Raw genomic sequence first — 23,971 nt, 5'->3', positions numbered from 1 at the left:
TCAGGCCCGCGTGCGGCCCACCGAGCGGCGGCGGAGCAGGAGCCCGGCACCGGCGGCGAAGGTGACGAGGAGCCCGGCCAGGACGACCAGCCGGGCGTCCGGCCCGGCCTCGCCGCCCGCCCCGGTGGCGGCCCCGCCCGTCGGCGTCCTGTCCACCCCGCCGTCGTCGCCGGGCACGGGCGCGGTCGCGGTCTCGGTCACGGTACGCGTCGGCCGCGGGGAGGTGGCGCTGGGAGTCGGCGTCCCCGTTGTCGTGGTGGCCGAGGGAGTGGCGGAAGGGCTCGTGCTCCCGCCGGTCCCGGGGACGGTGAGCGTGTCGGGCGTGAGGGCGTCGCGGTTCGCGACCTCGCACTCGACGAGCGGCTCGGTGGGCGTGGTGCCGAAGTTCAGCGCGCCCGGGAGCACCGAGCCGCTGCCCGCGCTGTTCGCGGTCGTCTTCAGCTCCACGACGCCCTGGGGGAGCGGGACGGTCTCGCCGGCCTCGATCGCGGCCGTGGACTCCGGGCCCACCCCGGTGGCCGAGGTCAGGCCCTGGTAGCCGCTGATGCCGACGTACGCGTACGCCTTCGTGCCCGCCGGAAGCCCGGCCGGGGGCGCCGTCAGCGCGGTGCCCTCGGCGTACGTGCCGAGCCACTCGATGGTGAGCTGCTGACCCACCTGGGCGTCGGTGGGCATGGTCAGCTCCACCGTGACCTTGATGCTCTGCGGCTGCGCCACGCCCTCGGCCGTGCACGAGTACTCCACCACGTTCGTGGATCGCGCGGCCCCGGCGGGCGGGGGCACCAGGGCGATCGAGGTCGCGGCGACGGCGGCGAGGATGAGGGGACGCGGGCGCAAGATGTGGCTCCTGTGGGGGATGAGGGGGCACTGGGGGGACGAGGAGCGGTGCTCCCAGGTTCACACAGATGTCCGCATCCGGACACTCCGTAGGCGATCCCAGAATAAGGTTCTAATATGGCGGTCGTGCTTCAGGTCACCTGCGATCCCGTGGACGTCGGCTTCGACGCCGCCCGGCTGCGCCGTATCGACCGCCACTTCGCCGCCTACGTGGACGACGGGCGCCTGCCCGGCTGGCTGGTGCTGGTCAGCAGACGCGGCGAGATCGCGCACCTGTCGGCGTACGGCGCCCGCGACCTGGCCTTCGGGGCGCCGGTCGAGCACGACACGCTGTTCCGGATCTACTCCATGACCAAGCCGATCACCTCGGTCGCGATCATGATGCTGTACGAGGAGGGCCTGCTCGAACTCACCGACCCGGTCAGCCGGTTCATCCCCTCCTTCGCCGAGATGCGGGTCTACGAGAAGGGGCCCGCGACCAAGCCCGTCACCCGCCCCGCCCTGGAGCCGGTGCGGATCTGGCACCTGCTCACCCACACCGCCGGGCTCGCCTACGCCTTCCAGAACGTCCACGTCGTGGACCAGATGTACCGCAGGGCCGGCTTCGGAAACGGCCTGCCCCCGGACCTCGACCTGGCCGAGATCGTGGACCGGTGGGCCGCCCTTCCCCTGCTGTTCGAGCCCGGCACCCAGTGGAACTACTCCGTCGCCACCGACGTGCTCGGCCGCGTCGTCGAGGCCGCCTCCGGGCTGCCCCTGGACCGGTTCCTGGCCGAGCGGATCTTCACTCCGCTGGGCATGACCGACACCGCCTTCTCCATCGAGCCCGCCGACGCCGCCCGCCTGGCCGCGCTCTACAACGCCGACCAGCGGGGCCGCCCCGTGCCGGTGGACGTGGGCGACGCCGCCCTCCGCCCGCCCAAGGCCCCCTCCGGGGGCGGCGGCCTGATCTCCACCGCCGCCGACTACCACCGCTTCACCCAGATGCTGCTGCGCGGCGGCGAACTCGACGGCGTACGCCTGCTCGGCCCGCGCACCGTCGCCTACATGACCCGCAACCACCTCCCCGGCGGCGCCGACCTGGACCAGTTCGGCCGCCCGGTCTTCGCCGAGGTTTCCTACGCCGGCGTCGGCTTCGGCCTGGGCTTCGCCGTGGTGGAAGACCCGGTACGCTTCCGCGGCCTGGCCTCCCGCGGCGAGTACAACTGGGGCGGCGCCGCGAGCACCGCCTTCTGGGTGGACCCCGCCGAGGAGATCACCGTGGTCTTCCTCACCCAGCTCCTCCCGTCGAGCACCCACCCGATCCGCAGCCAGTTGCGCCAGCTCGTCTACCAGGCACTGGTGGACTGAGCACACCGCGCTGCCAGGCGCAGGTGGCCTTGAGCGCACCGCTCCGCCGGGCGCTGGAGGACGGAGCACACCGCCCTTCCCGGCACAATGGCCCACGTGTCACCAGCCAAGCCCCACCGCGCCCCCAAGCCCGCGCGCTCCTGCCCCTGCGGCCACCCCACCCCGTACGCAGGGTGCTGCGGCCGCCTCCACCGCGGCACCGCCACCGCGTCCACCGCGGAGGCCCTGATGCGGTCGAGATTCAGCGCCTTCAGCGTGGGCGACACGGCGTACCTGCTGCGCACCTGGCACCCCGACACCCGCCCACCCCACCTGACCCTCGACCCCCGCACCCACTGGACCCACCTGGAGATCCTGGAAACCACCGGGGGCTCCCCCTTCCACACCGAAGGCACCGTCCGCTTCCGCGCCCACTACACCCAACACGGCACCCAGGCCCACCTGGAAGAACACAGCCACTTCACCAGACACGCCGGCACCTGGGTCTACGTAGGCCCCACCACCCCCTGACCCACGCATTCCCCCTGCCCCGTACCCGCCCCGCGGCGGCGCGCGGGCGGGGCGAGATGGGGCGGCGGCGAGGCGGCGGCGGGGGCGCCCCGCGGCGTGCGCGCGGGCGGGGCTGTGGCCGCGATGGGGAGGGTGGTTCCTCGCCGAAGAGGCCCAGTGCATCCCGGTCGTGCCCAGGCCGTCGCCGTCCGCACCCCTCATCGGCAGAAACGCCCCGCCCGCCGACCATGCCGCCCCTGGCACGCCCCGCCCGTTGGGCCGGATGGTGCCTGCCCGCGGACTGTGGCGCCACCGGCACCCTCTCCCCGCCGGGCAGGTGGTCCTGGTCACCGCATCCGTCAGGCTCCGGCTTGGTCGGGCCATGCGGTCACACGCCCTACTTGGCCGACCCTGCTTACCCCGTCGGCCTGCGCCTCGATGCGGCAGCGGCGGGCGCGACGGAGCGCCCGTTGATGCTGGCCCCACCGGCACGCCTTGGTGGGGTGTGTCACCGTTCGGGAGGAGGCGGCCGGAGGGCGTCGCGTTTCCGCAAGTTCCGGCGTCCACCCCATCCCGTCGGGCGCAAGATCCACCGTTGCCCGGACACTCCCCCTTGGTGTGGAAACCGGCTGGGGGTGAGGGCCATTCGGGGGCGAGTGGAACTCGGCTGTGCTGACAGGCGCGAGCAGTGGGGGAATTGGGCGGGAAATATGGGGTATTTCCGGGTTTGCTTTGTGGGTGGGTTGACATGTGATGTCAGGAAATGTCAGCGTCTGGGGGGATTTGCGGGAGCTGGGGTGTCAGGATATCCCGGCATTTTCCTGGTCTGGTGTGCGCCGTGGTGGCACGATGTGTGCGTCTCCTGTGCCTCAAGCAAAAGGATCAAGGTATGACTGACGGCGGGCACCCGTCGGTGCTGGAGGAATTCATCGCCGACCTGAACCGGGCGTGGGAGGCGGCCGGGCCGCCCAGTTATGCCGAGGTGCATCGGCTGTCCAAGCGTTGCCGGGGCGCCGAGGGGATGTCGTCGCTGCGGGTGTTGCCGCTGCCGGAGTCGACCACCAACGACATCCTCATGGGGCGGCGGCGTGGGCTGCCGAAGTGGCAGTGGGTGGCCTCGTTCGTGACCGTGCTGGCCGAGGCCGCGCGGGAGGGTGGGGTGGATCTCGCCTGCGTCGGGACCCTGGAGGAGTGGAAGGCCCGGCACGAGGCGGCGGGGGCGGCGTTGCGTCAGGCCAGGGCCGTGGCCAAGAAGGCCGTGGGTGCGGCGCGCGGGGCCGGCGGCGGCGGGGGCGGCGGGCGTACGGGATCGGAGGAGGGGGGCTGGGGGTCGCGGCTGGTCGATGTGATCGCGCTGGCGCGCGAGGCCCGGGTGCGGTGCTGGTGGTACGCCGAGCACCGCGACTGGCTCCCGGAGCCGGTGCAGGTCTTCCTCAGCCTGGAGTCCGCGGCCAGCCTCATCCGCACCTACGACACCCAGACCGTCCCGGCCCTGCTGCAGACCGAGGCGTACGCCCGCGCCGTCATCGCCGCGGAGCACCCGCGCCTGCCCCGGGCCGAGGTGGAGCGCCGCGTACGCCTGCGCACCGGACGCGGCCGTATCCTGACCGGGCCCAACACGGCCAAGCTGTGGGCCGTCATCGACGAGGCGGCGCTGCGCCGGCCGGTCGGCGACGCGGCCACGATGCGGGAGCAGCTCGAATCGCTGCGCGAGAGCTGCAAACGGCCGAACGTCACCATTCAGGTGCTACCCGAACGCGACGGCGGAAACGGCGGTTCCGACGCGCCCATTACCCTGCTCCGCTTTCCGGAGCGGCAGTTTCCGGATGTTGTTCATCTCGCACATGTGACCGGTGGGCTCTTCCTGGACGATCCGGATAACGTACATCATTACAGTCAGTTGCTCAGTCGCCTGGGCATAGAGGCCGATTGGCCCGCCCAGACCGAGGCGTTCCTCGACCGCATTCTCGACGACCCCCAAGGAGGCATGCCGTGAACGGTGATGACACGGCGTTCCCGTGGAGCGAGGCAGAGAAAGACCTGATGGCGGGAATCGACACCTCCGTGCCCCACTCGGCGCGGATCTGGAACTACTGGATGGGCGGCAAGGACTACTTCCCGGTGGATCAGGAGGCCGGTGACCAGTACGCCGCGATCTTCCCCGGGATCTTCGATCTGGCGCGCGTGTCGCGCTACTTCATCTCCCGCGTCGTCCGCCACCTCGCCGCCGACCTGGGCGTGCGCCAGTTCCTGGACGTCGGCACCGGCCTGCCCAGCCACGACAACACCCACGAGGTCGCCCAGCGGGTCGCCCCCGACGCCCACGTCGTCTACGTCGACAACGACCCCCTGGTGCTCGCCCACGCGCACGCCCTGCTCACCGCCAACCCGGCCGGCACCACCGACTACATCGAGGCCGACCTGAACGACCCCGGCCGCATCATCGAGATCGCGCGCACGAAGCTGGACTTCTCCCGGCCCATCGCGTTCATGCTGATGGGCGTGCTCGGCCACGTCCCCGTCGTGGGCGAGGACGACGTCGAGGCCCGCCGCATCCTCGACGCGTTCAAGCAGGCGCTGCCGTCCGGCGGCTACCTCGCGACGTACGACGGCACCAACACCGACCCCGCGTTCGTCGAGGCGCAGGCCATGTACAACGAGGGCGGCTCGGTGCCCTACGCCCTGCGCAGCCCCGAGCAGATCGCCCGGTTCCTCGACGGCCTGGAACTCGTCGAGCCCGGCGTCGTGCAGATCCACGAGTGGCGCCCCGACCCCAACCCGTTCGGCGCCTCTACCCCGGTGAACGCCTGGGGTGGCTTGGGGCGCAAGCCCTGACACCTCCGGTTCACCCGGCCCCGTTACGATGATCGTGCGTCCCTTGGAGCGCGAGGAGGCCGTGGTGTCCGTGTCCGCCGGGTTCGGGGTGTGCCGTCGGGGCGGCGATGCCTGAGCCCTCCCTGTACGCGATCAGTGACCTGCACGTCGGGCACAAGGAGAATCGCGAGATCGTCGAGCGGCTCAGGCCGGTCGTCGAGGGCGATTGGCTGATCGTCGCCGGTGACGTGGGCGAGTTCGCCGAGGACGTCGAGTGGGCGCTGCGCGTGCTCGCCGAGCGCTTCGGCACCGTCATCTGGGCGCCGGGCAACCACGAGCTGTGGACTCCGCCGCGCGACCCGGTGGAGCTGCGCGGCGAGGCACGCTACCGGTACCTGGTGGACATGTGCCGCGGCCTCGGGGTGCTGACCCCCGAGGACCCGTACGCGGTGTGGCGCGGCGAGGGCGGGCCGGTGGCCATCGCGCCGCTGTTCGTGCTGTACGACTACTCGTTCCTGCCCGCCGGGTTCGCCACGAAGGCGGCGGCGCTGGAGCGGGCGTACGAGGTGGGGGTGGTCTGCACCGACGAGCTGCTGCTGCACCCCGACCCGTACCCGAGCCGCGAGGCGTGGAGCCGCGCCCGCGCCGAGGAGACCGAGCGGCGCCTGGCCGAGCTGGACCCCGGCCTGCCGACGGTGCTGGTCAGCCACTGGCCGCTGGTCCGCGAGCCAACCCGCGTGCTGCGCTACCCCGAGTTCGCCATGTGGTGCGGCACCGCACTCACGGCCGACTGGCACGTACGCCACCGGGCGGCGGCGGTCGTGTACGGCCACCTGCACATCCCCCGCACCATGTGGATCGACGGGGTGCGTTTCGAAGAGGTGTCGGTCGGCTACCCGCGCGAGTGGCGGCCCCGAGGGCGTGTCCCGGGCCTGCGCCGCGTCTTCCCCTCCGAGAGGCCGTGAGCGGACGATGATCGAGGAGATCCTGCCCCCCGGGGCCGCGGCGGCCGAGAGGTTCGGCAACGGCCCGGTGGACGACAAGCCGTTCCCGGGCGAGGAGGAGGCCATCGCGCGCGCCGTGCCCAAGCGCCGCGACGAGTACGTGGCGGCGCGCGCGTGCGCCCGCCGTGCCCTGGCCGAACTGGGCATCGCGCCCGTTCCCATCCTTTCTGGCCCCAAACGGGAGCCGTTGTGGCCGCCCGGCGTGGTCGGTTCGATCACTCACTGCGACGGCTACCGCGCGGCGGCCGTCGCCCGTGACGACGTCCTCGTCTCGGTCGGCATCGACGCCGAACCGCACGCGCCGCTGCCCGACGGCGTGTACGACGCCATCGCCCGCCCCGAGGAGGCCGCCCGCCTCCCCGCACTCCGCGCCGCCGACCCGTCGATCTGCTGGGACCGGCTGCTCTTCTGCGCCAAGGAGGCGATCTACAAGGCGTGGTACCCGGTGACGGGCCGCTGGCTGGGCTTCGAGGACGCCCTGGTCACCCCCGCCGCCGACGGCACCTTCACCGTACGCATCCTGGTCCCGGCCCCACCTCCCCTGGCCGCGCCGCCGCCGGGCCGCTGGCTGGCCCGCGACGGCCTGCTCCTGGCGGCCCTGTCGCTACCGGCGACCTGAGCCGCCGTCTCTACCGCCCTCTACCGCATGTCTCTACCGCCCCCACCTGAGCCCCTGCCCATACCGTGCCGATCCCGCCCACCCGGGCCGCCCGTCCTATGCCGCCGTCTGAGGCCCCGCCCTATACCGTGCCGATCCCGCCCACCCGGGCCGCCCGTCCTATACCGCCGCCTGAGGCCCCCTACCTATGCGGTGCCGATCCCGCCCACCCGAGTCCCCGTCCTATACCCCCCGCGTCCTATACCCCCCGCCTGAGGCCCCTGCCTACACCGCGCCTGTACCGCTCGCCCTGAGCCCGCGTCGGTCGCGCCCCGAGCGGCACCCAGCGCGCCGTTCCGGACGGCCATGGCAGGGGCAAAAATGACCGGCCGGAACGGCGCGAGGGCGGTATCGGGGCGTTGGACCGGGGCCGGCCCGACGCTGGGCGATCTAGGGCAGGCGGCGGGCGAGCCCCCCTCAGAACTCGGCCCGCCCCCTGTTGTCGCTCCGTAGCCGGAGGACATCCCTAGATCGGCTACACAACGTTATCAGATGATTACATGGCGCCGCCATGGGGTCGGCGAGGAATCGGACGGGAACACCGCCGCGGGCCAGGGGCTCGCGCATGAGAACTCCGTAATCTTCGGTTACCGAGCGACTACATGGTGTAACGATAGCGGTGGTGCTCGTAACCGAATCCAGGAGGATCACATGCGCCACATCATCCGAGGGCTCGTCGCCGCCGCAGTGGCCGGCGGGGTGCTGGCCGTCGCCCCAGCCGCCTCCGCGGTGGTGGACCCCGTCGCGGCGGTGGAGTGCCTGACCGCCAGTGTCGGCGAGGTGACCCACCTCGTCGACCCCGCGCAGCCCGGCGTGCCGACCGAGCTGCCGGCCGTCCACTGCCTCGCCCCTTGACGGGCGCCGGCCGGCACTGATCGGCCGCGTGCGGGCCCCGGAGCGGTGGCGAGGTATGTCCGTCCATGCGTACGTTGCCGCGCCGGGGCCCTCTCTGCGGGGGGACGCGTACCGGAAAGGTCGCCGGAGGCTCGCCGTTGAAGGTTTCGTTCCGTGCTTGACTGGATACTGACCGTGACGACCGCGACCCTAGACTAACCGGAGGTGCCATGTTTACCGTCCGCGCCGCAGCCAAGGCCGTCGATTCCGCGGTGATCGAAGACCCGGTCAAGGGTGACGATCCCACCCCCCTCGGCCTCGCCGATCCCGCCACCGCCGATCGCGCGAAGCCGGCGTCGGTCCCCGTCCCCGCCGCCGTCACGCGCGGCCCACGGCGGGCCATGGCCGCGCGCCGGGTCACCCGGGCGTTCGCGCGGGCCGCGGTCGCGGGGGCGGGCGCGGGGCTCGCGCTCGCCGCGCTCACCGCCCCCGCCGCCATGGCCGCGTCACCCGGAGACGGCACACCACCCTCGCCCCTATCCGGCCTGTCCGGCGAGCCCGGCGGCACCCTGGTGCAGGCCGTCGTTGACCATGTCCTGATAAACGTCCTCAACTCCTAGTGACGACCGGTGCTGAAGCTGCAATCGGTGGCAGACACCAGGCCCTGGCCCCTGAGCGCCGCGCTCAAGCGCCTCGGCTACTACATGTTCCTCAGCCGCTGGATCCAGGCACCGCTCTACATCGGGCTCATCGTGGCCCAGGTCGTGTACGTGTGGCGGTTCCTCGTGGAGCTGTCGCACCTGGTAGCGCTCGGGTTCGGCGGTCAGGTCGCCGAGACGACGATCATGCTGATCGTCCTCGGACTGGTAGACGTGGTGATGATCTCCAATCTGCTGATCATGGTGATCGTCGGCGGCTTCGAGACCTTCGTCTCGCGGCTGCGCATCGACGGGCACCCCGACCAGCCGCAGTGGCTGTCCCACGTCAACGCCAACGTCCTGAAGGTCAAGCTGGCGATGGCGATCATCGGGATCTCCTCCATCCACCTGCTACAGATCTTCATCAACGCCGGACGGCCGGCCATCACCGACAGGGAGTTGCTGTGGAAGACGCTGATCCATCTGACCTTCATCATCTCCGCCATCGCCCTGGCGCTGATGGACCGGCTCATGGAACGCAGCCGCCCCGAGCACACCGTGCCGCAGGAGGCGGTGGCCGGCCCCGCGGAACTGCAGCACAACCGGATCGCGGCGTAGCCGGTTGACCCGCGGGGCGTCCGCCCGGTCCTCCGGGCGGGCGGGGGAGAGAAGGAGAACGCAATGTTCGGCAGAGGTGTCGTGGGCGCCGTCCGATTGGGGGTCGGCGGCGTCGCGGCGGGACTTCTCGCCGTGGCCGCTCCGGCCCACGCCGACACCCCGGAACCGGGAGGTGGCGGGTCGTCGCTCCTCGGCGACATCGTGATCTTCAACGACGAGATCGTGGAGCCGGTGTCGGTGCCGGTGAGCAGCTGCGGCAAGGCTCTGGTCCTCTTCGGCAAAGCCACGACCACATGCAAAGGCGCCACGTCGGTCTCCGACGACGACGCCTGACGTACGCACGCGCACGGCGCGGGACGGCAGCGATGGCGCCCCGCGCCGTACACGCGCGTCGCCGGGCTCTTGGCGACGTGGCCGGGTGTGTGGGCGGTGGCCCGGCTTCCGCGTTCCGCGGGCCCGTACACGCGCGTCGCCGGGCTCCTGGCGACGTGGCCGGGTGTGTGGGCGGTGGCCCGGCCCTCGCGCTCCGCGGGCGCCCCCGTGCCCTCTGTCCGTCCCTTCAGCCCGGTCCTCTCCCTGGCCCGTGCTCCGCGCCCTGTCTCCCCGGCCGTGGGGTGCGGCCGGGAAGGGCTGTGGCGGGTACGTTTCCTGATGTGTCGGAGAAAGGGGTGGGCATGGCGGTATGGGTGTGTGCGACGTGTGGCAATCACCATGGCGAGCTGGACGAGCCGCCGGCCGTCTGTGCGGTCTGTGCCGATGAGCGGCAGTGGGTGCCGCCGGGGGGTCAGAAGTGGACCACGCTCGGTGAGTTGAGGGCGGCGGGGCATCGGAGTGTGGTGCGGGAGGTCGAGCCCGGTCTGGTCGGGATCGGTGCGGAGCCGCAGGTGGCCATCGGGCAGCGTTCGCTGCTGGTGCGGACCTCCGAGGGGAACCTGCTGTGGGACCCGTCGGGGTTCATCGACGAGGAGGCGGTCGAGCGGGTTCGGGAGCTGGGCGGGCTGCGGGTGGTCACCGCCAGCCATCCGCACTTCTACGGCTCGATGGTGGAGTGGAGCCGGGCCTTCGGGGCCGAGATCCTGCTGCCGGAGGCCGATGCCGGGTGGCTGATGCGTCCCGCCGAGCGAGTGCGGACGTGGTCGGGGACGGCCGAGGTGCTGCCGGGGGTCACGCTGGTGCAGTGCGGGGGGCATTTCCCCGGCAGTGCGGTGGTGCACTGGGCGGACGGCGCCGAGGGGCGTGGTGTGCTGCTCACCGGCGACACGATCTTCGTCACGCCGGGGGAGGACCGGATCACCTTCGTCTGGAGCGCGCCCAACCGGCTGCCGCTGCCGGAGCGGGACGTGCGGGGGGTGGTCGCGGCGGTGGAGCCGTACCGGTTCGAGCGCATCTACGGGGGCTGGTGGACCCCGGTCGTCCGTCAGGACGCCGAGCGGATCGTGCGCGCCAGCGCCGACCGCTACATCCAGCATCTGCGCGGGGAGGCATGACCCGGCTGAACCCGGCGTGACCGGCTGATAACGGGCGGCGCGTCTCCGCCGCCCTGTGAGACAGTGGGCGCGATGGACGAACGGCGGATGGTACGCATCTCGAAGTACCTGGCCAAGCACCTGCGGCACCAGCCCGAGCGGATCGGCATCGCGCTCGATCCGCACGGCTGGGTGGAGGTGGACGTACTGCTCGGCGCCGCGGCGGCGCACGGCTTCCCGATCTCGCGGGCGGAGCTGGAGCAGGTCGTCGCGGCCAACGACAAGCAGCGGTACGCGATCCAGGACGGCCGCATCCGGGCCAGTCAGGGCCATTCGGTCGCGGTCGATCTCGACCTGCCGGCGGTGGCGCCGCCCGAGTGGCTCTACCACGGCACCGTCGCCGCCGCCCTGCGCCCGATCCGCGCCGAAGGGCTGCGGCGGATGCGGCGTCAGTACGTCCACCTGTCGCCCGACCGCGAGACCGCGACCCGCGTGGGCGCCCGGCGCGGGCGGCCGGTCGTGCTCGGTGTGGACGCCGGGCGGATGCACCGCGACGGGCACGAGTTCCGCGTCAGCGCCAACGGCGTCTGGCTGGTGGAGCACGTGCCGCCGGAGTACATCGGCTTCCCCGCGGGGTGACTCACAGCCACGTCTCGTCGCAGGTCGCGCGGGTGAGCAGGCGCCGGAGCAGGAGCCACAGGGCCTCGCGTTAACTCATGTCGCCGGGAACTCGCTCTCGGCGGTGTCCAGCGCGGCCCGCGCCTCGGGGAGCAGGCGGCCGGTGCCGGGGGCGAGCGCCATCCGGCGCGTGCGCCCGCCCGGGCAGGGGGCCGTGCCGTGCCGTGCCGGGTCCGCCTCCACGCGCCGATCACAGGTCCGGGTACGAGGGCCGGGCGCGCTCGCGGCTGATCGTCTGGTGCTAGCGTCACACGGGGCAGTGCGTGTGATTTCCAGACATGTCGGTTCAAGGGAGTGCGGAGGAAGAATGTCGCGATCGGCCCTGGAGCAGCTCGCGCCTGCGGACGACAACCTCGCGGGCGGCCTGAAGGAGGCAATGACCTCCTTCGAGGCCCACCTGCGCGAGGTCGCCGTCGATTCGTCCGAGCCGCTGATCAGGGAGGCGGCCGTCCACCTCATCGACGCCGGGGGCAAGCGCTGGCGCCCCCTGCTGGTGTTCCTCGGCGCGCGTTTCGGCGACCCGGACGCGCCCCAGGTGCGTACGGCCGCCGTCTCGGTCGAGCTGCTGCACGTCGCCTCGCTCTACCACGACGACGTCATGGACGAGGCCCCCATGCGCCACAACGTGCCGAGCGCGCACGTCCGCTACGGCAACAAGGTCGCGATCCTGGTCGGGGACCACCTGTTCGCCCGCGCGGCCTCGATCAGCATCGATCTGGGCGACGAGGCGCGCCGGGCGCAGTCGCTGGCCTTCGAGCGCCTGGTACGCGGCCAGGTGCGCGAGGCCGAGGGCCCGCGGCCCGGTGAGGACCCCGCCGACCACTACGTGAGCGTGGTCCGCGACAAGTCGGCCTCGCTGATCGCCTTGTCGGTGCGCCTGGGCGGGATCTGCTCCGGCGCCGACCCCGGCACGATCAAGGCCCTCACCGCGTACGGCGAGGCGCTGGGCGTCGCCTTCCAGCTCTCCGACGACCTCATCGACATCATGTCCGAGGTCGATCGCTCGGGGAAGGCGGCGGGCACCGACCTGCGCGCCGGCCTGACCACCCTGCCGATGTTGTACGCCGTCGGCGAGGGCGACGCCGGAGCCCGCCGCCTGGGCGAGATCCTCCGCTCCGGCCCGGTCACCGACCCCGCCCTGCACGCGGAGGCGCTGGACCTGCTGCGCGGCTCCCCGGCCATGGACCGCGCGCGCGAGGAGGCCGAGCGGTACGCGGCCGAGGCCAGGGCCGCGGTGGCGGCCCTCCCCGACAGCCCGGCCCGCGACGCGCTCGACTCCCTGTGCGACCTGGCGGTACGCCGCGCCGCATAACCCGCGGCCAAGGGACGGAGCGCCTGCCTTGCGGCCGCGTGACCTGCGGCGAGGGACGGGGCGACTGCCTTGCAGCCGCGTAACCCGCGGCAAAGGGGCGGAGCGCCTGCCTTGCGGCCGCGTGACCCGCGGCGAGAGACGGGGCGACCCCTTCGCCGTGCCGTAGGGCCGGGCTCAGGGGATTCGGGCCACTCCGCCCACCGCGCCGGCCTCGCCCGGTTTGGCGGCGATGTCCAGTCGCACCGTGGGCCGCCAGTCCTGGAGCGGCACGACGCCGGGTTCGGCCAGGTCGAGCCCGGCGAAGAAGACCTCCACCTGCTCGGGGGTGCGCGACGCCACGCCGGGGGCCGAGGTCCTGCTGTAGATCGCCTGGGCCTCGCGGTCGTCCTCCTCGCTGACCGGCCCGATCGAGGCGTGCGAGATCACCAGGTGGCTGTCCGGGACCAGCGGCTCGGACAGCGTGCGTACGATCGAGACGGCCTGGTCATCGTCCGGCACGAAGTGCAGCACGGCCAGCAGCAGCAGTCCGACCGGCTGGGAGAAGTCGAGGTGGGCCCGGACGTCGGGGTGCTCGACGATCTCCCGGGGCCGCAGCATGTCGCCCTCGACCGCGATCACGTCCTCGTTCTCGGCCAGGATCGCGCGGGCGTGCGCGAGCACGATGGGGTCGTTGTCCACGTACACGACCCGAGAGCCGGGCGCGAGTTCCTGGGCGACCTGGTGCACGTTGCGCTGGGTGGGCAGGCCCGCGCCGATGTCGAGGAACTGGCGCACACCCTGCTCGCTGAGGTACGTCACCGCCCGCTCCAGGAAGTAGCGGTTCTCCCTGGCGATCTCGCCGACGTTCGGCAGGATCTCGATGATCTTCTTCGCCGCCTCGCGGTCCACCGCGAAGTTGTCCTTGCCACCCAGGTAGTAGTCGTAGATCCGCGCCACGCTGGGCACGGTCGGATCTACTCCCGGTGGCACTCTGCTCTCGTCCACGCCACTCCTGACCGTTTCGCGTATGCGCAAGATCGTAGGGGAGGATCGCGGCATCCATGGTGATTTGCGGGGCGACTTATCCCGACTTGCAGCGACAAAGTCCCGGGTAATCGGGATGCAACCGGCGCGCAAGCGATCCAGCGTTACCTATCACCGCACACGAACGATCTGACAAGTGAGGGACGCCGTGAAGCGCTCGATCCTGCTCCTGACCGGAATCGCCGTCGAGACCGTGGGCGCCGTCGCGACGGCCGCCGGAGTCGCCGGCATGGTGAGCTGGCCGCCGACCGCCTGGTCCGGCTGGGCCTTCGGCCTCGGTATGACCCTGATGATCCCCGGCTTCTTCCTGATCTTCGCCGGCCTGTGGAACCAGGCTCTGCGCGGCGTGATGTCGGGCGCCGGCGCCGAGTCCACGGCCGGCGGCGGCTCACCCGGAGGGATCTTCGGCTTGATCAAGGACATGACCGGCGGCAACACCGACCTCCTGACCGGCGGTGTCCCGGCGAGCGCGGTGATCCTCGCCATGCGCGACACCGGCGTGACGATCAACGACCAGCCCATGGTCGTCTTCGACCTGGAGGTGCGCCGCGAGGGCGCCGACGCCTACCGGGTCAGCCACCGCGAGCCCCTGCCCCGCCTGCTGGTCGGCGCGGTCCTGCCCGGCGCCCACCTCCCCGTCCGCCTGGACCCGGCCGACCCGGCCCGCCTCACCATCGACTGGCAGCGGGCCGCCTCCCACCCCACCCCCGGCGAGCGCGTCTCCGCCGCCGACATCCTCGCCAGGGGCGTCCCGGCCACGGCCACCGTCCTGGCCACCTTCTCCACCAACGGCATGACCGCCGACAACGGCGACCCCGTCATCGGCCTGGTCCTCCTCGTGACCGGCCCCGACGCCCGCCCGTACGAGGTCCGCCTGGCCCACCGCGTCCCCCCGCACCACCTGCCCCTCACCACCCCCGGCACCCGGGTCCCGGCCAGAATCGCCCCCGAAGACCCCCAAAAGGTCGCCATCGACTGGGACGCCGCCGTCCCCACCCCCCAGAACGCCTGACCGCCGCCCCCGCGCGGCGGTCAGCCGTCACCACCCGCTCGGGGCGGCGCCCCGGGGTCGGTCGTGGCTTGCTTGATGCGGGTGGACCACCAGGTGAGCCCGGCGCGGGCGCAGCGGTCCTCGGCCGTCTTCAGGTGGGTGTGCGCGGTCGTCTCGTCGGGGGCCAGCAGGCCGAGGTAGTAGCCGACCGGGCCGCCGGCGAAGGTGCCCGAGCCGATGGCCAGCCGGTCCTCGTACGGCAGCAGTCTGCGGTACGTCCGCGCGGACGCCTCCGCGTCGCCCGTGACGGCCTGGGCCAGGGCCTGGTAGCACAGGGTGGGCAGTTCGAGGAAGTCGTGCGGCGGGTCGTACCAGGTGCCGGGCCGGTGCGGCGGCTCGCCACGGTAGTGGGCGGCCAGCACCTCGACGGCCTGCCGGTAGGCCGGGAACCTGGAGTGGGTGTCGGTCAGCTCCATGTTCGCGCCGTCGCCCGCTTGCAGGGCCCTGGCCAGCGCCACCGTCGAGAGGGCGCCCCTGGTGCCCCAGGAGTTCAGCCGCTCGCCCGCCTCGGCCGCCTTGGTGTGCTCGGCGTCGGCGCCGGCGAAGTCGCCCGCGACCAGCCGGCGGGTGACGCGCCAGATCTGGTGCTGGAAGCGCGGCCAGGGCAGGTCCAGCCGCTCGATCAGGGACTCCGCCCGCGCCGCGGCCCAGTCGGCCCCGGCCACGTCGAACCGCTCCAGCCTGGTACGTTCCATGATCATGTAGCCGAGTAGCGCGAAGGCGGGCAGCCCGTCGAGGGAGGCCAGCTCGACGCCGATCGCGTCCAGCTCGGCCAGGCGGTCCATGAGCTGGACGCCGAGGTAGCGGGCGTTCAGCGTGACCGCGAGCAGCCGCTCGCCCGCCTCGCCCCGCTCCAGCAGGCGGCGGGCCATCGCCAGTGCCTCGGCGGTCGCCAGGTCGCCGCGCGGGTCGGCGGACCCGTCGTAGCGTTCCACGCCCAGGCAGCCGAGCAGCCTGCACCGCAGCTCGGAGTCGCGGGCGGGCAGCCGGGCGAGGGCGTCCTCGATGCGCCGCACGATGTGCGCCTCGGTCTCGCCATAGGCGTAGAACTTCCACAGGCCCGGTGCGTCCAGGCTGGTCAGGGCACGGGCGGCGAGCAGGGTGGCCGCTTCCTGCGACAGGGTCGCGGCGGTGGTGTCGGCGGCGAGCAGCGCCTCGGCCCGGGTCTGCCGCGCGCCGTAGCCGTCGCCCGCGACGAGCTGGGCGCGCACCAGGCTGAGCAGCAGTTCCACGTGTTCGGCGGGGTCGGCGCCGGGCTGGGTGGCGTGCGCCGCGACCGCCCGCCGCCACCACGCCACCGCGTCCTCGTACGCCAGCCGCGCCGCCGCCTGCCCCGCGGCCGCGGACGCCCAGCGTACGGCGTCGGCGGCGGCGGCCGGGCCGGCGGCGAGCGCGTGCCTGGCCAGGGCCGACGGGTCGGGGCGCGGGCGGCGCTCCAGCGCGCGCAGCGCGGCGAGGTGCAGGCCCGCACGGCGGCGCGCGGGCACGTCGGCGTACACGGTCTCGCGGACCAGGTCGTGGGTGAAGCGCTGGTCGGAGGCGAGCAGCATCATCCCGGCCGCGGTGTCCAGCGCCTCGTCCACCTCGCCGGACGGAATCCCGGCGATCTCCGCGAGCACCAGCGGGTCGGCGGCCGAGCCCACGACGGCGGCGGCGTCCAGCACGGCGCGGTGAGTGGCGGGCAGGCGCAGCAGCCGCTGGCGCAGCACGTCGGCCAGGCCCTCGGGCACGCCGGTCAGGGCCCGCTCCAAGCCCTGGTCGGCGGCCAGGCGCAGGATCTCCCGGATGAACAGCGGGTTGCCCTGGGTGCGCTCGGCGAGCGCGGCCACCACGCCGTCTTCGGCGGCGGGCACGCCGTGGCGGGCGGCCAGCTCGGCGATGGCGGCCCGGTCGAGCCCGGCGAGGGGGAGCCTCAGGGCGTCCCTGCGGCCCAGCACGCCCAGCGCGTCGTACAGCTCCGGGGTGCCCTCGCCGGAGCGCACGGTGACCGCGATCAGCACCCGGCCGCGCAGCAGCGCGGTGAGATCGACGAGCAGGCCGAGCGAGGCGGCGTCGGCCCACTGCAGGTCGTCGAGCACGATGAGCACGCGCCGCCGCCGGGCCGCCGCCTCCAGGTACGCGGCCGTCGCCCGGTGCAGCCGGAACCGCGCCTCGCCGGCCTCCCCCGCGGCGCCCTCGCCGGGTGCCGGGGCGTCGTCGGTGAGCAGGACGCCGAGCCAGCGCGCGCTGTCCGGGGGCGGCGGGACGGCGGCGGCCAGCTCGCGTACCGCCTGCTGCCAGGGCCACAGCGCGGGCGCGCCCGAGGTCTCGTGGCAGCGGCCCCGGGCCACCAGCCAGCCCGCGGCGGCCCGCTCGGCCGCGAACGCCTCCGCCAGCCAGGTCTTGCCGATCCCCGGCTCGCCGGAGATCACCGCGCTGGCCGGCCGCCCCGCGGCCACCCCGGCCGCCAGCTCCGCCAGCCTGCCGAGCTGCGCGCCGCGCCCCACCGTGACCGGCGGGGCGGCGGGCGCGGCGACCTCGATCCCGGCCGGCTCCGGGGAAGGCGACAGCAGCGCGGGGTCCTGGGTGAGGATGGCCGCCTCCAGGCGCTGGAGCGCGGGGCCCGGATCGAGCCCCAGCTCCTCGGCCAGCCGCGTACGGGCGGTGCGCAGCGCGTCCAGCGCGTCCGCCTGCCGCCCGAGCCGGTACAGGCCGCGGGCCAGCAGCTCCCACAGGCCCTCGCGCAGCGGATGGGCGCGGACCAGGGTCTCCAGCTCGCCCACCACGTGCGGGTCGCCGGAACCGAGCCGCTGGGCGAGATGGCCCTCCAGGGTCACCAGGTGGGTCTCGGCCAGGTGCTCGATCTCCGGCCGCAGCCACGGCACGTCCGCGAACTCCTCGTACGGGGCTCCGCGCCACAGGGCCAGCGCCTCCGCGTACGCGCCCGCCCGCGCCAGCCGGGAGAACTCCTCGGCGTCCACCTCGTCCGGCAGCAGGGCGTACCCGGGCGGCCGGTTGACCAGCACGGCCGACGGCGTACGCGGGGCGCGGTCCGGCTCCAGCACCCGGCGCAGGTTGGAGATGTAGCTGTGCAGGGTGTTCACGGCACGCGGCGGCGGGGCGCCGTCGTACAGGTCGTCGAGGAGCGTGTCCACCGCCACGGTGGCCCCGCGGGCGATGATCAGCCGGGCCAGCAGCAGCCGCGGACGCGGCCCCCCGAGGTCGGCGGGCACACCGTTGACATGTGCCGTGAAGGGGCCGAGTACCCGGAAAGTGACCGCCATGCCGGGATTGTGTCATGTCGCACATCCCGGCATACATCACGAGCCGAGCACGTCCGGTACGGCCTTGCGCAGGTGCTCCAGGCTCTCGCGGGCGGCCTCCAGCACCGCGCCGACGCGGCCGGTCAGCGTGCCGTCGCGCTTGACCACCCTGCCGTCCACGACCACGTGCCGGACCAGCCCGGGGTGGGCGCCGAGCAGCAGCGACGTGGCCGGGTCGAGGGCGGGGGCCATGCCCACGCCGTCGGCGGCCACCACGATCAGGTCCGCGCGCATGCCCGGCGCCAGCGTGCCGGCCCGGCCGGACACCCCGGCGACGGCGGCGCCGCCGGATGTGGCCATCCGCAGCAGATCGGCGGCGGTCAGCGGCGATCCCTGCGCGTGCGCGAGGGCCACCCGCATCTGGGCGAACAGGTCGCCCGAGGTGCTGATCTCGGTGTCCACGCTCAGCCCGGTCGTGATCCCGGCGGCGAGCAGCGAGGCCGTGCGCGGCCCGCCGAACTCCGGCATCGTGGTCTCGATCAGCGGTGAGACGCTGGCGGTGGCCCCGGCGTCGGCGGCCATGGCCAGCTCGTCGTCCCCGGCGGCGCAGGCGTGCACGAGGGTGACGGTCTCGTCGAGCAGCCCCTCGCGGCGCAGCGCATCGATCGTCCGGGTGCCCGGCATGACGCCCGCGTGCATGGTGGTGCGCAGGCCCAGCTCGCGGGCGAGCAGCAGGTCGCGCCGGGTGGCGGCGAGCGTGGACATCTCCGGGCCGCGGGCGGCCAGCGCCATGGTGACCCTGGCGGTGTCGTCGGCCAGCTCCTCGCGCACGCGCCGAATGTCGGCGGGCAGCTCGGCGTCGCTGTCGCCGATCCAGCGCAGCGGGTCGTCCATCGGCCACCCGTACGCGAACACGCCCCGGATGCCGCTGTGCCGCAACGCCTCGATCGCGGCGTCGGTGTGCTCGGGGGTGTTCTGGATGTGCGACCAGTCCACCAGCGTGGTGATGCCGGAGTCGAGCGCGCCCAGCGCGCCGAGCAGCGTGCCGGCGTACACGTCCTCGGGCCGGAACGCGGGCGCGAGGCGCACCAGCGCCGCGCCGATGTAGTCCATCAGGGTCCAGCGCAGCCCCACGTGCCGCACGGCCGACTGCCAGGTGTGCCGGTGCGTGTCCACCAGGCCGGGCAGGACCAGGGCGCCCGAGGCGTCGAGCACCGTCGCTCCCTCGGGCGCCTGCGCGTCCGGCCCGGCCGCGACGATCACGCCGTCCCGTACGACGACGTCGCCGGGGCCGTCCGGGACGGCGGGGTCCATGCCGGCGAGACGGCCACCGGTGATCACGAGATGAGAGGACATCGGAGTCTCCTTGCGCGGTTGTGCGATGTCCTCTGTTCTGGCACGGCCCTCTTGTGCGGGACTTCGCCGCGAGTCAACGGCGGCTGAGCGCCCCTCAGCCGAAGGCGCGGCGCAGGGCGGGCACGCGCCGCAGCAGCAGGACGTCCAGCAGCAGCACGGCCAGCATGGTGACACCGGCGAGCGGGAACAGCACTCCCAGCACCGCCATGATCCCGATCACCCCGTACGCCGTGCGCCGGTCCGTCGTCCGGGCGGGCGCGCCGATCCGGCCGCGGGGGCGGCGCTTCCACCACATCCACACCCCGGTCACGATCAGGGTGATCAGGGCCAGGCAGGCGGCGAGCATGACCAGCAGGTTGGCGGTGCCGTACCTGCGGCCCTCGTGCAGGGCCACGCCCTGCTCCACGGCCTTGGCCAGCACGCCGTACTCCTCCCACCCGTACGACACCAGCACCCGGCCGCTGTACTGGTCCACGTGCAGGGTCCGGTCCAGCGACGGGTCGGCGCGGTGCCCGCTGACGAAGGTGTAGACGCCCTCGGGTCCCTCCGGCAGCAGGATCTTGATCTCGCAGGCGGGCGGCGCGCAGTCGCGCAGAGTGGCGCGGGCGGTGGCCAGCGCCCGCTCGACGGGCAGCGCGCCCGGCTGGAGCGCGCCTCCCGTGCCGCCGTGCCCGTGGTGCCCGCCGTCCGCCGACTCGGGGACGGGCAGCCGCTCGGCCGCCCACGGCACCTTGGCGTCGGGGTCGTCCGACAGCTCCCCGGACAGCTTGGGCACGGTGGACGTACGGGCGAAGGCATCGGCGTCCGGGACGGTCGAACCGGTGGCGTCCTGCAGTTTCTGCAGGTTCTGGCCCCACACGCCGGACCACGGCAGCCCCGAGACGATCAGGAACACCACGACCGCGCCCGCGAAGACGCCGGTGAGCGCGTGCACCCGGCGCAGCGCGCCCCGCCCGCCCCTTCGGCGGCGGCGCCGGCGCGCCGGGCCGCGCCACCACAGGTGGACGCCGGTGGCGATGAGGATCAGCGTCCAGCAGGCGGCCGTCTCCACCACCCGGTCGCCGACCGTGCCGGCCAGCAGCTCGCCGTGGATCGTACGCACGACGCGCATGAACGTCGCCGAGTCGTCGATCTCGCCCAGCACCCGCAGCGTGCCCGGATCGACGTAGACCGAGACGCCCTGCGCCCACGGGCCGGACTCCGCGCCGCTGAGGATCACCCGGGTGCTCTGGTCGGGCGCGGCGGGCGGGATCACCGACATCACCTCCGCGTCCGGGTGGGCGGTGCGGGCGGCGGCGATCTGCTCCGACAGCGGCCGGGGCGCGGCGACCGGGGCGGGCAGCGTACGGACGTCCTGGTAGCGCCAGGCTTCGAAGGGCTCCTTGAACAGGTAGATCGCTCCGGTGATCGCCAGCACCAGCACGATCGGGGCGACGAACAGGCCGGCGTAGAAGTGCCAGCGCCACACGGCGCGGTACCGCTGCGGCGACGGGGACGAAGGGGACGACGAGGACGACGGGGAGGACGAGGACGGCGGGGACGGGGGCTCGGTGCGCTCCGGGCGCACCTCAAGTGAGGTCATGCGCAATCGCTCCATCGGTGGGGGATCGGGGGAGGACGGACCCGCCGCGAATCCGGGCGGCGGGCGGCATGCGCGCGCTCTACGCGCGGGTCCTCCGGGGCGGTCCCCTGCCGGACGGAGCCGGGACGGACGGCCGTGGCCGGGGCACGGCGACGGGCGGCGCGGTAGCGGGACGCGCCGCGCGGCGTACCGGGGCGGGACCGGCGAGCAGGTGGCGCAGCCGCGGCACCCACCCGGCGAGCAGGTGCAGCAGCATGCCCAGCGCGGCCTCGCCGCGGGCCAGCCACCATCCCGACACCGCGGCCACCACGCCGTGGGCCAGCACCATGCCGAAGGGCCGCCACAGCCCCGGGTCGTGCCCGGCCAGCACCTCCAGGTGCAGGCCGTGGACGCTCCCGGCGGCGAAGGCGTGGTGCATGCCGTACTGGGCGGCGAAGCAGGCCGGGAGCAGCGTCTCCGGCCCCCGCTGCCGCCCGGTCAGCGCCAGCGCGCCCGCCCCGGTCACGGCCGCCGCGGCCGTCAGCACCTCCGGGCGCACCTGCGCGCCGCCGGCGAGGACGTGCATCCCCAGCGACAGCAGCACGCACGCCACGGCGAACACCGCGGCGCGGGCGACCCGGAACACGTCCACGGGCACAGGTACGCGCGCCGCCGCGCCCCGGTTCACCACGACAGGCCCGGTGGCACACAACCACGACAAAAGGGCATCCCGTGACCGCTTTGACCAGGAGCGGCCACGGGATGCCCGCGAAACGGAACCAGAAACAACTCGACGGACGAAATGGGACGGGGTCCGGGGGATCGAACTCCCCGCACGCGCGCGACCCCACAGATCGCGCGGGAGACCGATCCCACCGGACCCCTCGGCCCCATTTGATCAAGTTCTGGAGAAGGTCACTTCAGCGATGGCTCGGTCGAGAGGCACCCCTCCTCGCTGTAGGTTCTGGTGGTGCGGCTTTCACACACAGGTACGCCGCCCACCCCCACAGCGTTCACACTTTTTCCCGCCTTTTCGCCACACGGGGTATCAAGAAACAGGGTCGCCGATCGCCACCGTGCCCGCCCGGGTCACCCGCATGATCAGCCCGAACTTGTTCTCGTGCGTCACGATCAGGTGCTTCTGCAGCTCCGGCCAGCGCTCGCGGCCGTGCACGTCCCAGCTCGGCACCGCGCACCGGATGCACGGCCCGGAGTCGGGGCCGATGATCTCCAGCGTCGTCTCGCCGATGGTGAGCGAGAAGCCCTCGCCGTACGCCTCCTCGGCGAAGGCGGGCAGGCCGGTGTCGAGGTGCACGTTGGGCCGGAAGCGGCGCACGTCCACCTCGGCGCCCAGCTCCTCCGACAGCGCCCGCCGCGACGCCTCGAAGGTCACCAGCACCGTCGGCCCCCGGTCCTGCTGCCCGGCGGCGGCCCGCAGCTCCAGCGGTATCCCGTACGACTCCGCGAGCGCGGCGGGCAGCTCCGGATCGTTCCAGGCGTACGCGGCCCCGGTGGGGGAGTACAGCACCGGCTCGCCCGCGGGCTCCGGCGAGCCGTCGCACGTCGCCGGGTAGGCGGCCTCCCAGGCCAGCATGCCGGGAACCTGCCGCACGGTCAGCCGGGTCCCGGCCCGCTGCGGGCGCTGGTCGATCAGCGTGTACGCGCGGTCGCCGGCCAGGCCGCGCTCGTCCAGCCGGGCCGAGGTCAGCGCCTCGCCCCGCAGCGATTTGACCGGCCAGCGATACAGGGCGGTGACGGTTCCCGAGAGCATGTACGCGATCCTATGGGCCCCGCCGTGGAACGCTACTCGCAGGTCTTCGCCGCCGGGGCGCAGTGCTCGACCTCCGGGTAGCGCGGCGACGGCCCGTCCAGCAGGGGTTGCCGCTCGCCGCGCAGATGCAGGTCCAGGAAGGCCCGCACGTACGTACGGGTGATCTCCACGGAGCGTGCCGCCGGCAGGCTGCCCGGCTGCTCGATGCCGAGGGCGTCCGCCAGGAGCGGCACGTCGGTGAAGGACTGGTGATCCCCGCCGGGCAGCACCAGCCAGCGCTTCCATCCGGTCAGCAGCTTCCAGTCGCGGTCCCAGGAGTTGTCGCGGCCTCCGGGCGTGTGGCCCGGCGAGCCCAGGAACAGGAACGGGCGCGACAGGCCGCTCTTGGGGAGCCGGGCGTACGCGGTGCCGTCCATGTTGATCCCGGCGCGCACCCGGGAGTCGGTCACCATGGCCGCCAGCGCGCTCGCCCCGCCGATCGACTGGCCGGCCATCGCGATCCTGGACGCGTCGATCAGCGCGGAGCCCTCCCACGCCGCGTCCGGCCCGGTGAGCCGGTCGAGCACGAAGGAGACGTCGGCCGCCCGGACCCCGGCCACCCTCGTGCCGAAGCCGGGGTCGGTGTCGCTGTCGCACGCGACGCACTCGGCGACCCGCCCGTCGGGGAAGGTCGTGGCGTGGTTCTCGTAGGTGTGGTCGATGCCCGCCACGACGTACCCTCCGCCGGCCAGTTCCTCGGCCAGGGCGGTGAGCGTACTGCGGGGCATGGTGAACCCGGGCGAGAGCACCACCAGGGGCAGGGCGCCCTTCCGCCCGGCCGGCTCCGCGCCGCTGAAGGCGTTGGTGCGGGTCTTGCTCAGCAGGTCGTACGGCGCGCCGGTCACCCTCCTGCCCTTCAGGGTGAGCTCCGACTCCTTCGGGGTCATGTACGGGGCGCGCTGCCCCGTACGCGCCCGCGCCGGGTACCACAGAGTGACCATCAGCTCCCTGGCCTTCGCTTCGGGCACCCACGGGTCGGGGCGGGAGGTGTCCTTCAGGTGCAGGGCGGTGGTGCCGACCGGATGGGGGCCGGTGGGCGCGGGCAGGGTCGCGGGACCGGTGGCGCCGGCCGACGGGGCGGCGGACGCGGCGGCGACGGTCCTGGGCGGGGCGGGCGCGGAACAGGCGCTCGCGGCGAGCACCGCGAGCCCGGCGGCGGCGGCCAGGCCGGCGCGCAGGATCGGCTTCGGTTCGCGGGCATGGCTCATGGGGCGTCCTTCCGGGGGAGCC

General features: G+C 73.5%; 23 protein-coding genes. 14 read left to right on the top strand and 9 right to left on the bottom strand.

The annotated features are described in order from the left end of the window. On the bottom strand, positions 1-837 hold the full coding sequence (locus HNP84_RS09555) for a hypothetical protein (RefSeq protein WP_185049090.1): 837 nt from the start codon (positions 835-837) through the stop codon (positions 1-3). A gap of 117 nt (positions 838-954) precedes the next feature. On the opposite strand from HNP84_RS09555, the gene HNP84_RS09550 reads away from it, so the two are divergent. From HNP84_RS09550 to HNP84_RS09495, 12 genes are all read left to right on the top strand, one after another. Further along, entirely contained in the window at positions 955-2,187 is a 1,233-nt protein-coding gene (locus tag HNP84_RS09550) for a serine hydrolase domain-containing protein (protein WP_185049089.1), read from the top strand. Between the two features lie 225 nt (positions 2,188-2,412). Then, a complete protein-coding gene (locus HNP84_RS09545; RefSeq protein ID WP_312924513.1) occupies positions 2,413-2,697 on the top strand; it encodes a YchJ family protein in 285 nt (94 codons plus the stop codon). An 868-nt stretch (positions 2,698-3,565) separates the two neighbouring features. Further along, a complete protein-coding gene (locus HNP84_RS09540; RefSeq protein ID WP_185049087.1) occupies positions 3,566-4,672 on the top strand; it encodes a DUF5753 domain-containing protein in 1,107 nt (368 codons plus the stop codon). A gap of 47 nt (positions 4,673-4,719) precedes the next feature. Beyond that, positions 4,720-5,511, top strand: a complete 792-nt coding sequence (locus HNP84_RS09535; protein ID WP_185049702.1) for an SAM-dependent methyltransferase — start codon at positions 4,720-4,722, stop codon at positions 5,509-5,511. A gap of 107 nt (positions 5,512-5,618) precedes the next feature. Further along, positions 5,619-6,455: a metallophosphoesterase family protein gene (locus tag HNP84_RS09530; protein WP_185049086.1), complete on the top strand. Its 837-nt coding sequence runs from the start codon at positions 5,619-5,621 to the stop codon at positions 6,453-6,455. A 7-nt stretch (positions 6,456-6,462) separates the two neighbouring features. Continuing rightward, on the top strand, positions 6,463-7,113 hold the full coding sequence (locus HNP84_RS54810; protein WP_185049085.1) for a 4'-phosphopantetheinyl transferase family protein: 651 nt from the start codon (positions 6,463-6,465) through the stop codon (positions 7,111-7,113). A 690-nt stretch (positions 7,114-7,803) separates the two neighbouring features. After that, positions 7,804-8,007, top strand: coding sequence for a hypothetical protein (locus tag HNP84_RS09520; protein ID WP_185049084.1), 204 nt, complete (start codon positions 7,804-7,806; stop codon positions 8,005-8,007). Positions 8,008-8,216: 209 nt separating this feature from the next. After that, on the top strand, positions 8,217-8,606 hold the full coding sequence (locus HNP84_RS09515) for a hypothetical protein (RefSeq protein WP_185049083.1): 390 nt from the start codon (positions 8,217-8,219) through the stop codon (positions 8,604-8,606). A gap of 27 nt (positions 8,607-8,633) precedes the next feature. Then, positions 8,634-9,242 (top strand): TIGR00645 family protein, encoded by a 609-nt coding sequence (locus tag HNP84_RS09510; RefSeq protein WP_312924207.1) that lies wholly within the window; start codon positions 8,634-8,636, stop codon positions 9,240-9,242. A 63-nt stretch (positions 9,243-9,305) separates the two neighbouring features. Further along, positions 9,306-9,575, top strand: a complete 270-nt coding sequence (locus HNP84_RS09505) for a hypothetical protein (RefSeq protein WP_185049082.1) — start codon at positions 9,306-9,308, stop codon at positions 9,573-9,575. A gap of 503 nt (positions 9,576-10,078) precedes the next feature. Further along, on the top strand, positions 10,079-10,729 hold the full coding sequence (locus HNP84_RS09500; RefSeq protein WP_221336092.1) for an MBL fold metallo-hydrolase: 651 nt from the start codon (positions 10,079-10,081) through the stop codon (positions 10,727-10,729). A 72-nt stretch (positions 10,730-10,801) separates the two neighbouring features. After that, complete coding sequence (locus tag HNP84_RS09495; protein ID WP_185049080.1) at positions 10,802-11,347, top strand: RNA 2'-phosphotransferase; 546 nt, start codon at positions 10,802-10,804, stop codon at positions 11,345-11,347. 75 nt (positions 11,348-11,422) lie between these two features. Here HNP84_RS09495 and HNP84_RS09490 read toward each other — a convergent pair whose 3' ends face one another. Continuing rightward, positions 11,423-11,569: a hypothetical protein gene (locus HNP84_RS09490; protein ID WP_185049079.1), complete on the bottom strand. Its 147-nt coding sequence runs from the start codon at positions 11,567-11,569 to the stop codon at positions 11,423-11,425. A 124-nt stretch (positions 11,570-11,693) separates the two neighbouring features. Between HNP84_RS09490 and HNP84_RS09485 the strand changes: the two genes are divergently transcribed. Beyond that, entirely contained in the window at positions 11,694-12,698 is a 1,005-nt protein-coding gene (locus HNP84_RS09485; protein ID WP_185049078.1) for a polyprenyl synthetase family protein, read from the top strand. A 174-nt stretch (positions 12,699-12,872) separates the two neighbouring features. On the opposite strand, the gene HNP84_RS09480 is transcribed toward HNP84_RS09485, so the two are convergent. Next, positions 12,873-13,682 (bottom strand): SAM-dependent methyltransferase, encoded by an 810-nt coding sequence (locus HNP84_RS09480; RefSeq protein ID WP_312924201.1) that lies wholly within the window; start codon positions 13,680-13,682, stop codon positions 12,873-12,875. Positions 13,683-13,857: 175 nt separating this feature from the next. Between HNP84_RS09480 and HNP84_RS09475 the strand changes: the two genes are divergently transcribed. Further along, positions 13,858-14,733 carry a hypothetical protein gene (locus tag HNP84_RS09475; protein ID WP_185049076.1) on the top strand — a complete coding sequence of 292 codons (876 nt, stop codon included), beginning with the start codon at positions 13,858-13,860 and terminating at the stop codon, positions 14,731-14,733. 20 nt (positions 14,734-14,753) lie between these two features. Here HNP84_RS09475 and HNP84_RS09470 read toward each other — a convergent pair whose 3' ends face one another. From HNP84_RS09470 to HNP84_RS09445, 6 genes are all read right to left on the bottom strand, one after another. Next, entirely contained in the window at positions 14,754-18,035 is a 3,282-nt protein-coding gene (locus HNP84_RS09470) for an ATP-binding protein (protein ID WP_185049075.1), read from the bottom strand. A gap of 36 nt (positions 18,036-18,071) precedes the next feature. Beyond that, positions 18,072-19,370, bottom strand: coding sequence for an amidohydrolase family protein (locus HNP84_RS09465; protein ID WP_185049074.1), 1,299 nt, complete (start codon positions 19,368-19,370; stop codon positions 18,072-18,074). A gap of 94 nt (positions 19,371-19,464) precedes the next feature. Continuing rightward, a complete protein-coding gene (locus HNP84_RS09460; RefSeq protein ID WP_185049072.1) occupies positions 19,465-20,952 on the bottom strand; it encodes a PepSY-associated TM helix domain-containing protein in 1,488 nt (495 codons plus the stop codon). Between the two features lie 79 nt (positions 20,953-21,031). Beyond that, complete coding sequence (locus tag HNP84_RS09455) at positions 21,032-21,583, bottom strand: hypothetical protein (RefSeq protein WP_185049071.1); 552 nt, start codon at positions 21,581-21,583, stop codon at positions 21,032-21,034. Between the two features lie 396 nt (positions 21,584-21,979). Further along, complete coding sequence (locus HNP84_RS09450; protein WP_185049070.1) at positions 21,980-22,702, bottom strand: MOSC domain-containing protein; 723 nt, start codon at positions 22,700-22,702, stop codon at positions 21,980-21,982. 32 nt (positions 22,703-22,734) lie between these two features. Beyond that, positions 22,735-23,949 carry an alpha/beta hydrolase family protein gene (locus tag HNP84_RS09445; protein WP_185049069.1) on the bottom strand — a complete coding sequence of 405 codons (1,215 nt, stop codon included), beginning with the start codon at positions 23,947-23,949 and terminating at the stop codon, positions 22,735-22,737. Positions 23,950-23,971 lie beyond the last annotated feature (22 nt).

The sequence above is a fragment of the Thermocatellispora tengchongensis genome (genome assembly GCF_014202315.1).
GTDB lineage: Bacteria > Actinomycetota > Actinomycetes > Streptosporangiales > Streptosporangiaceae > Thermocatellispora > Thermocatellispora tengchongensis.
This window is presented reverse-complemented; position numbering and strand designations above follow the sequence as displayed.

Coding starts and splice junctions, on each gene's coding strand:
- HNP84_RS09535 (WP_185049702.1), top strand. CDS start 4,720: ATGGCGGGAATCGACACCTCCGTGCCCCACTCGGCGCGGATCTGGAAC.
- HNP84_RS09530 (WP_185049086.1), top strand. CDS start 5,619: ATGCCTGAGCCCTCCCTGTACGCGATCAGTGACCTGCACGTCGGGCAC.
- HNP84_RS09520 (WP_185049084.1), top strand. CDS start 7,804: ATGCGCCACATCATCCGAGGGCTCGTCGCCGCCGCAGTGGCCGGCGGG.
- HNP84_RS09540 (WP_185049087.1), top strand. CDS start 3,566: ATGACTGACGGCGGGCACCCGTCGGTGCTGGAGGAATTCATCGCCGAC.
- HNP84_RS09505 (WP_185049082.1), top strand. CDS start 9,306: ATGTTCGGCAGAGGTGTCGTGGGCGCCGTCCGATTGGGGGTCGGCGGC.
- HNP84_RS09445 (WP_185049069.1), bottom strand. CDS start 23,949: ATGAGCCATGCCCGCGAACCGAAGCCGATCCTGCGCGCCGGCCTGGCC.
- HNP84_RS09460 (WP_185049072.1), bottom strand. CDS start 20,952: ATGACCTCACTTGAGGTGCGCCCGGAGCGCACCGAGCCCCCGTCCCCG.
- HNP84_RS54810 (WP_185049085.1), top strand. CDS start 6,463: ATGATCGAGGAGATCCTGCCCCCCGGGGCCGCGGCGGCCGAGAGGTTC.
- HNP84_RS09550 (WP_185049089.1), top strand. CDS start 955: ATGGCGGTCGTGCTTCAGGTCACCTGCGATCCCGTGGACGTCGGCTTC.
- HNP84_RS09470 (WP_185049075.1), bottom strand. CDS start 18,035: ATGGCGGTCACTTTCCGGGTACTCGGCCCCTTCACGGCACATGTCAAC.
- HNP84_RS09485 (WP_185049078.1), top strand. CDS start 11,694: ATGTCGCGATCGGCCCTGGAGCAGCTCGCGCCTGCGGACGACAACCTC.
- HNP84_RS09465 (WP_185049074.1), bottom strand. CDS start 19,370: ATGTCCTCTCATCTCGTGATCACCGGTGGCCGTCTCGCCGGCATGGAC.
- HNP84_RS09450 (WP_185049070.1), bottom strand. CDS start 22,702: ATGCTCTCGGGAACCGTCACCGCCCTGTATCGCTGGCCGGTCAAATCG.
- HNP84_RS09515 (WP_185049083.1), top strand. CDS start 8,217: ATGTTTACCGTCCGCGCCGCAGCCAAGGCCGTCGATTCCGCGGTGATC.
- HNP84_RS09495 (WP_185049080.1), top strand. CDS start 10,802: ATGGACGAACGGCGGATGGTACGCATCTCGAAGTACCTGGCCAAGCAC.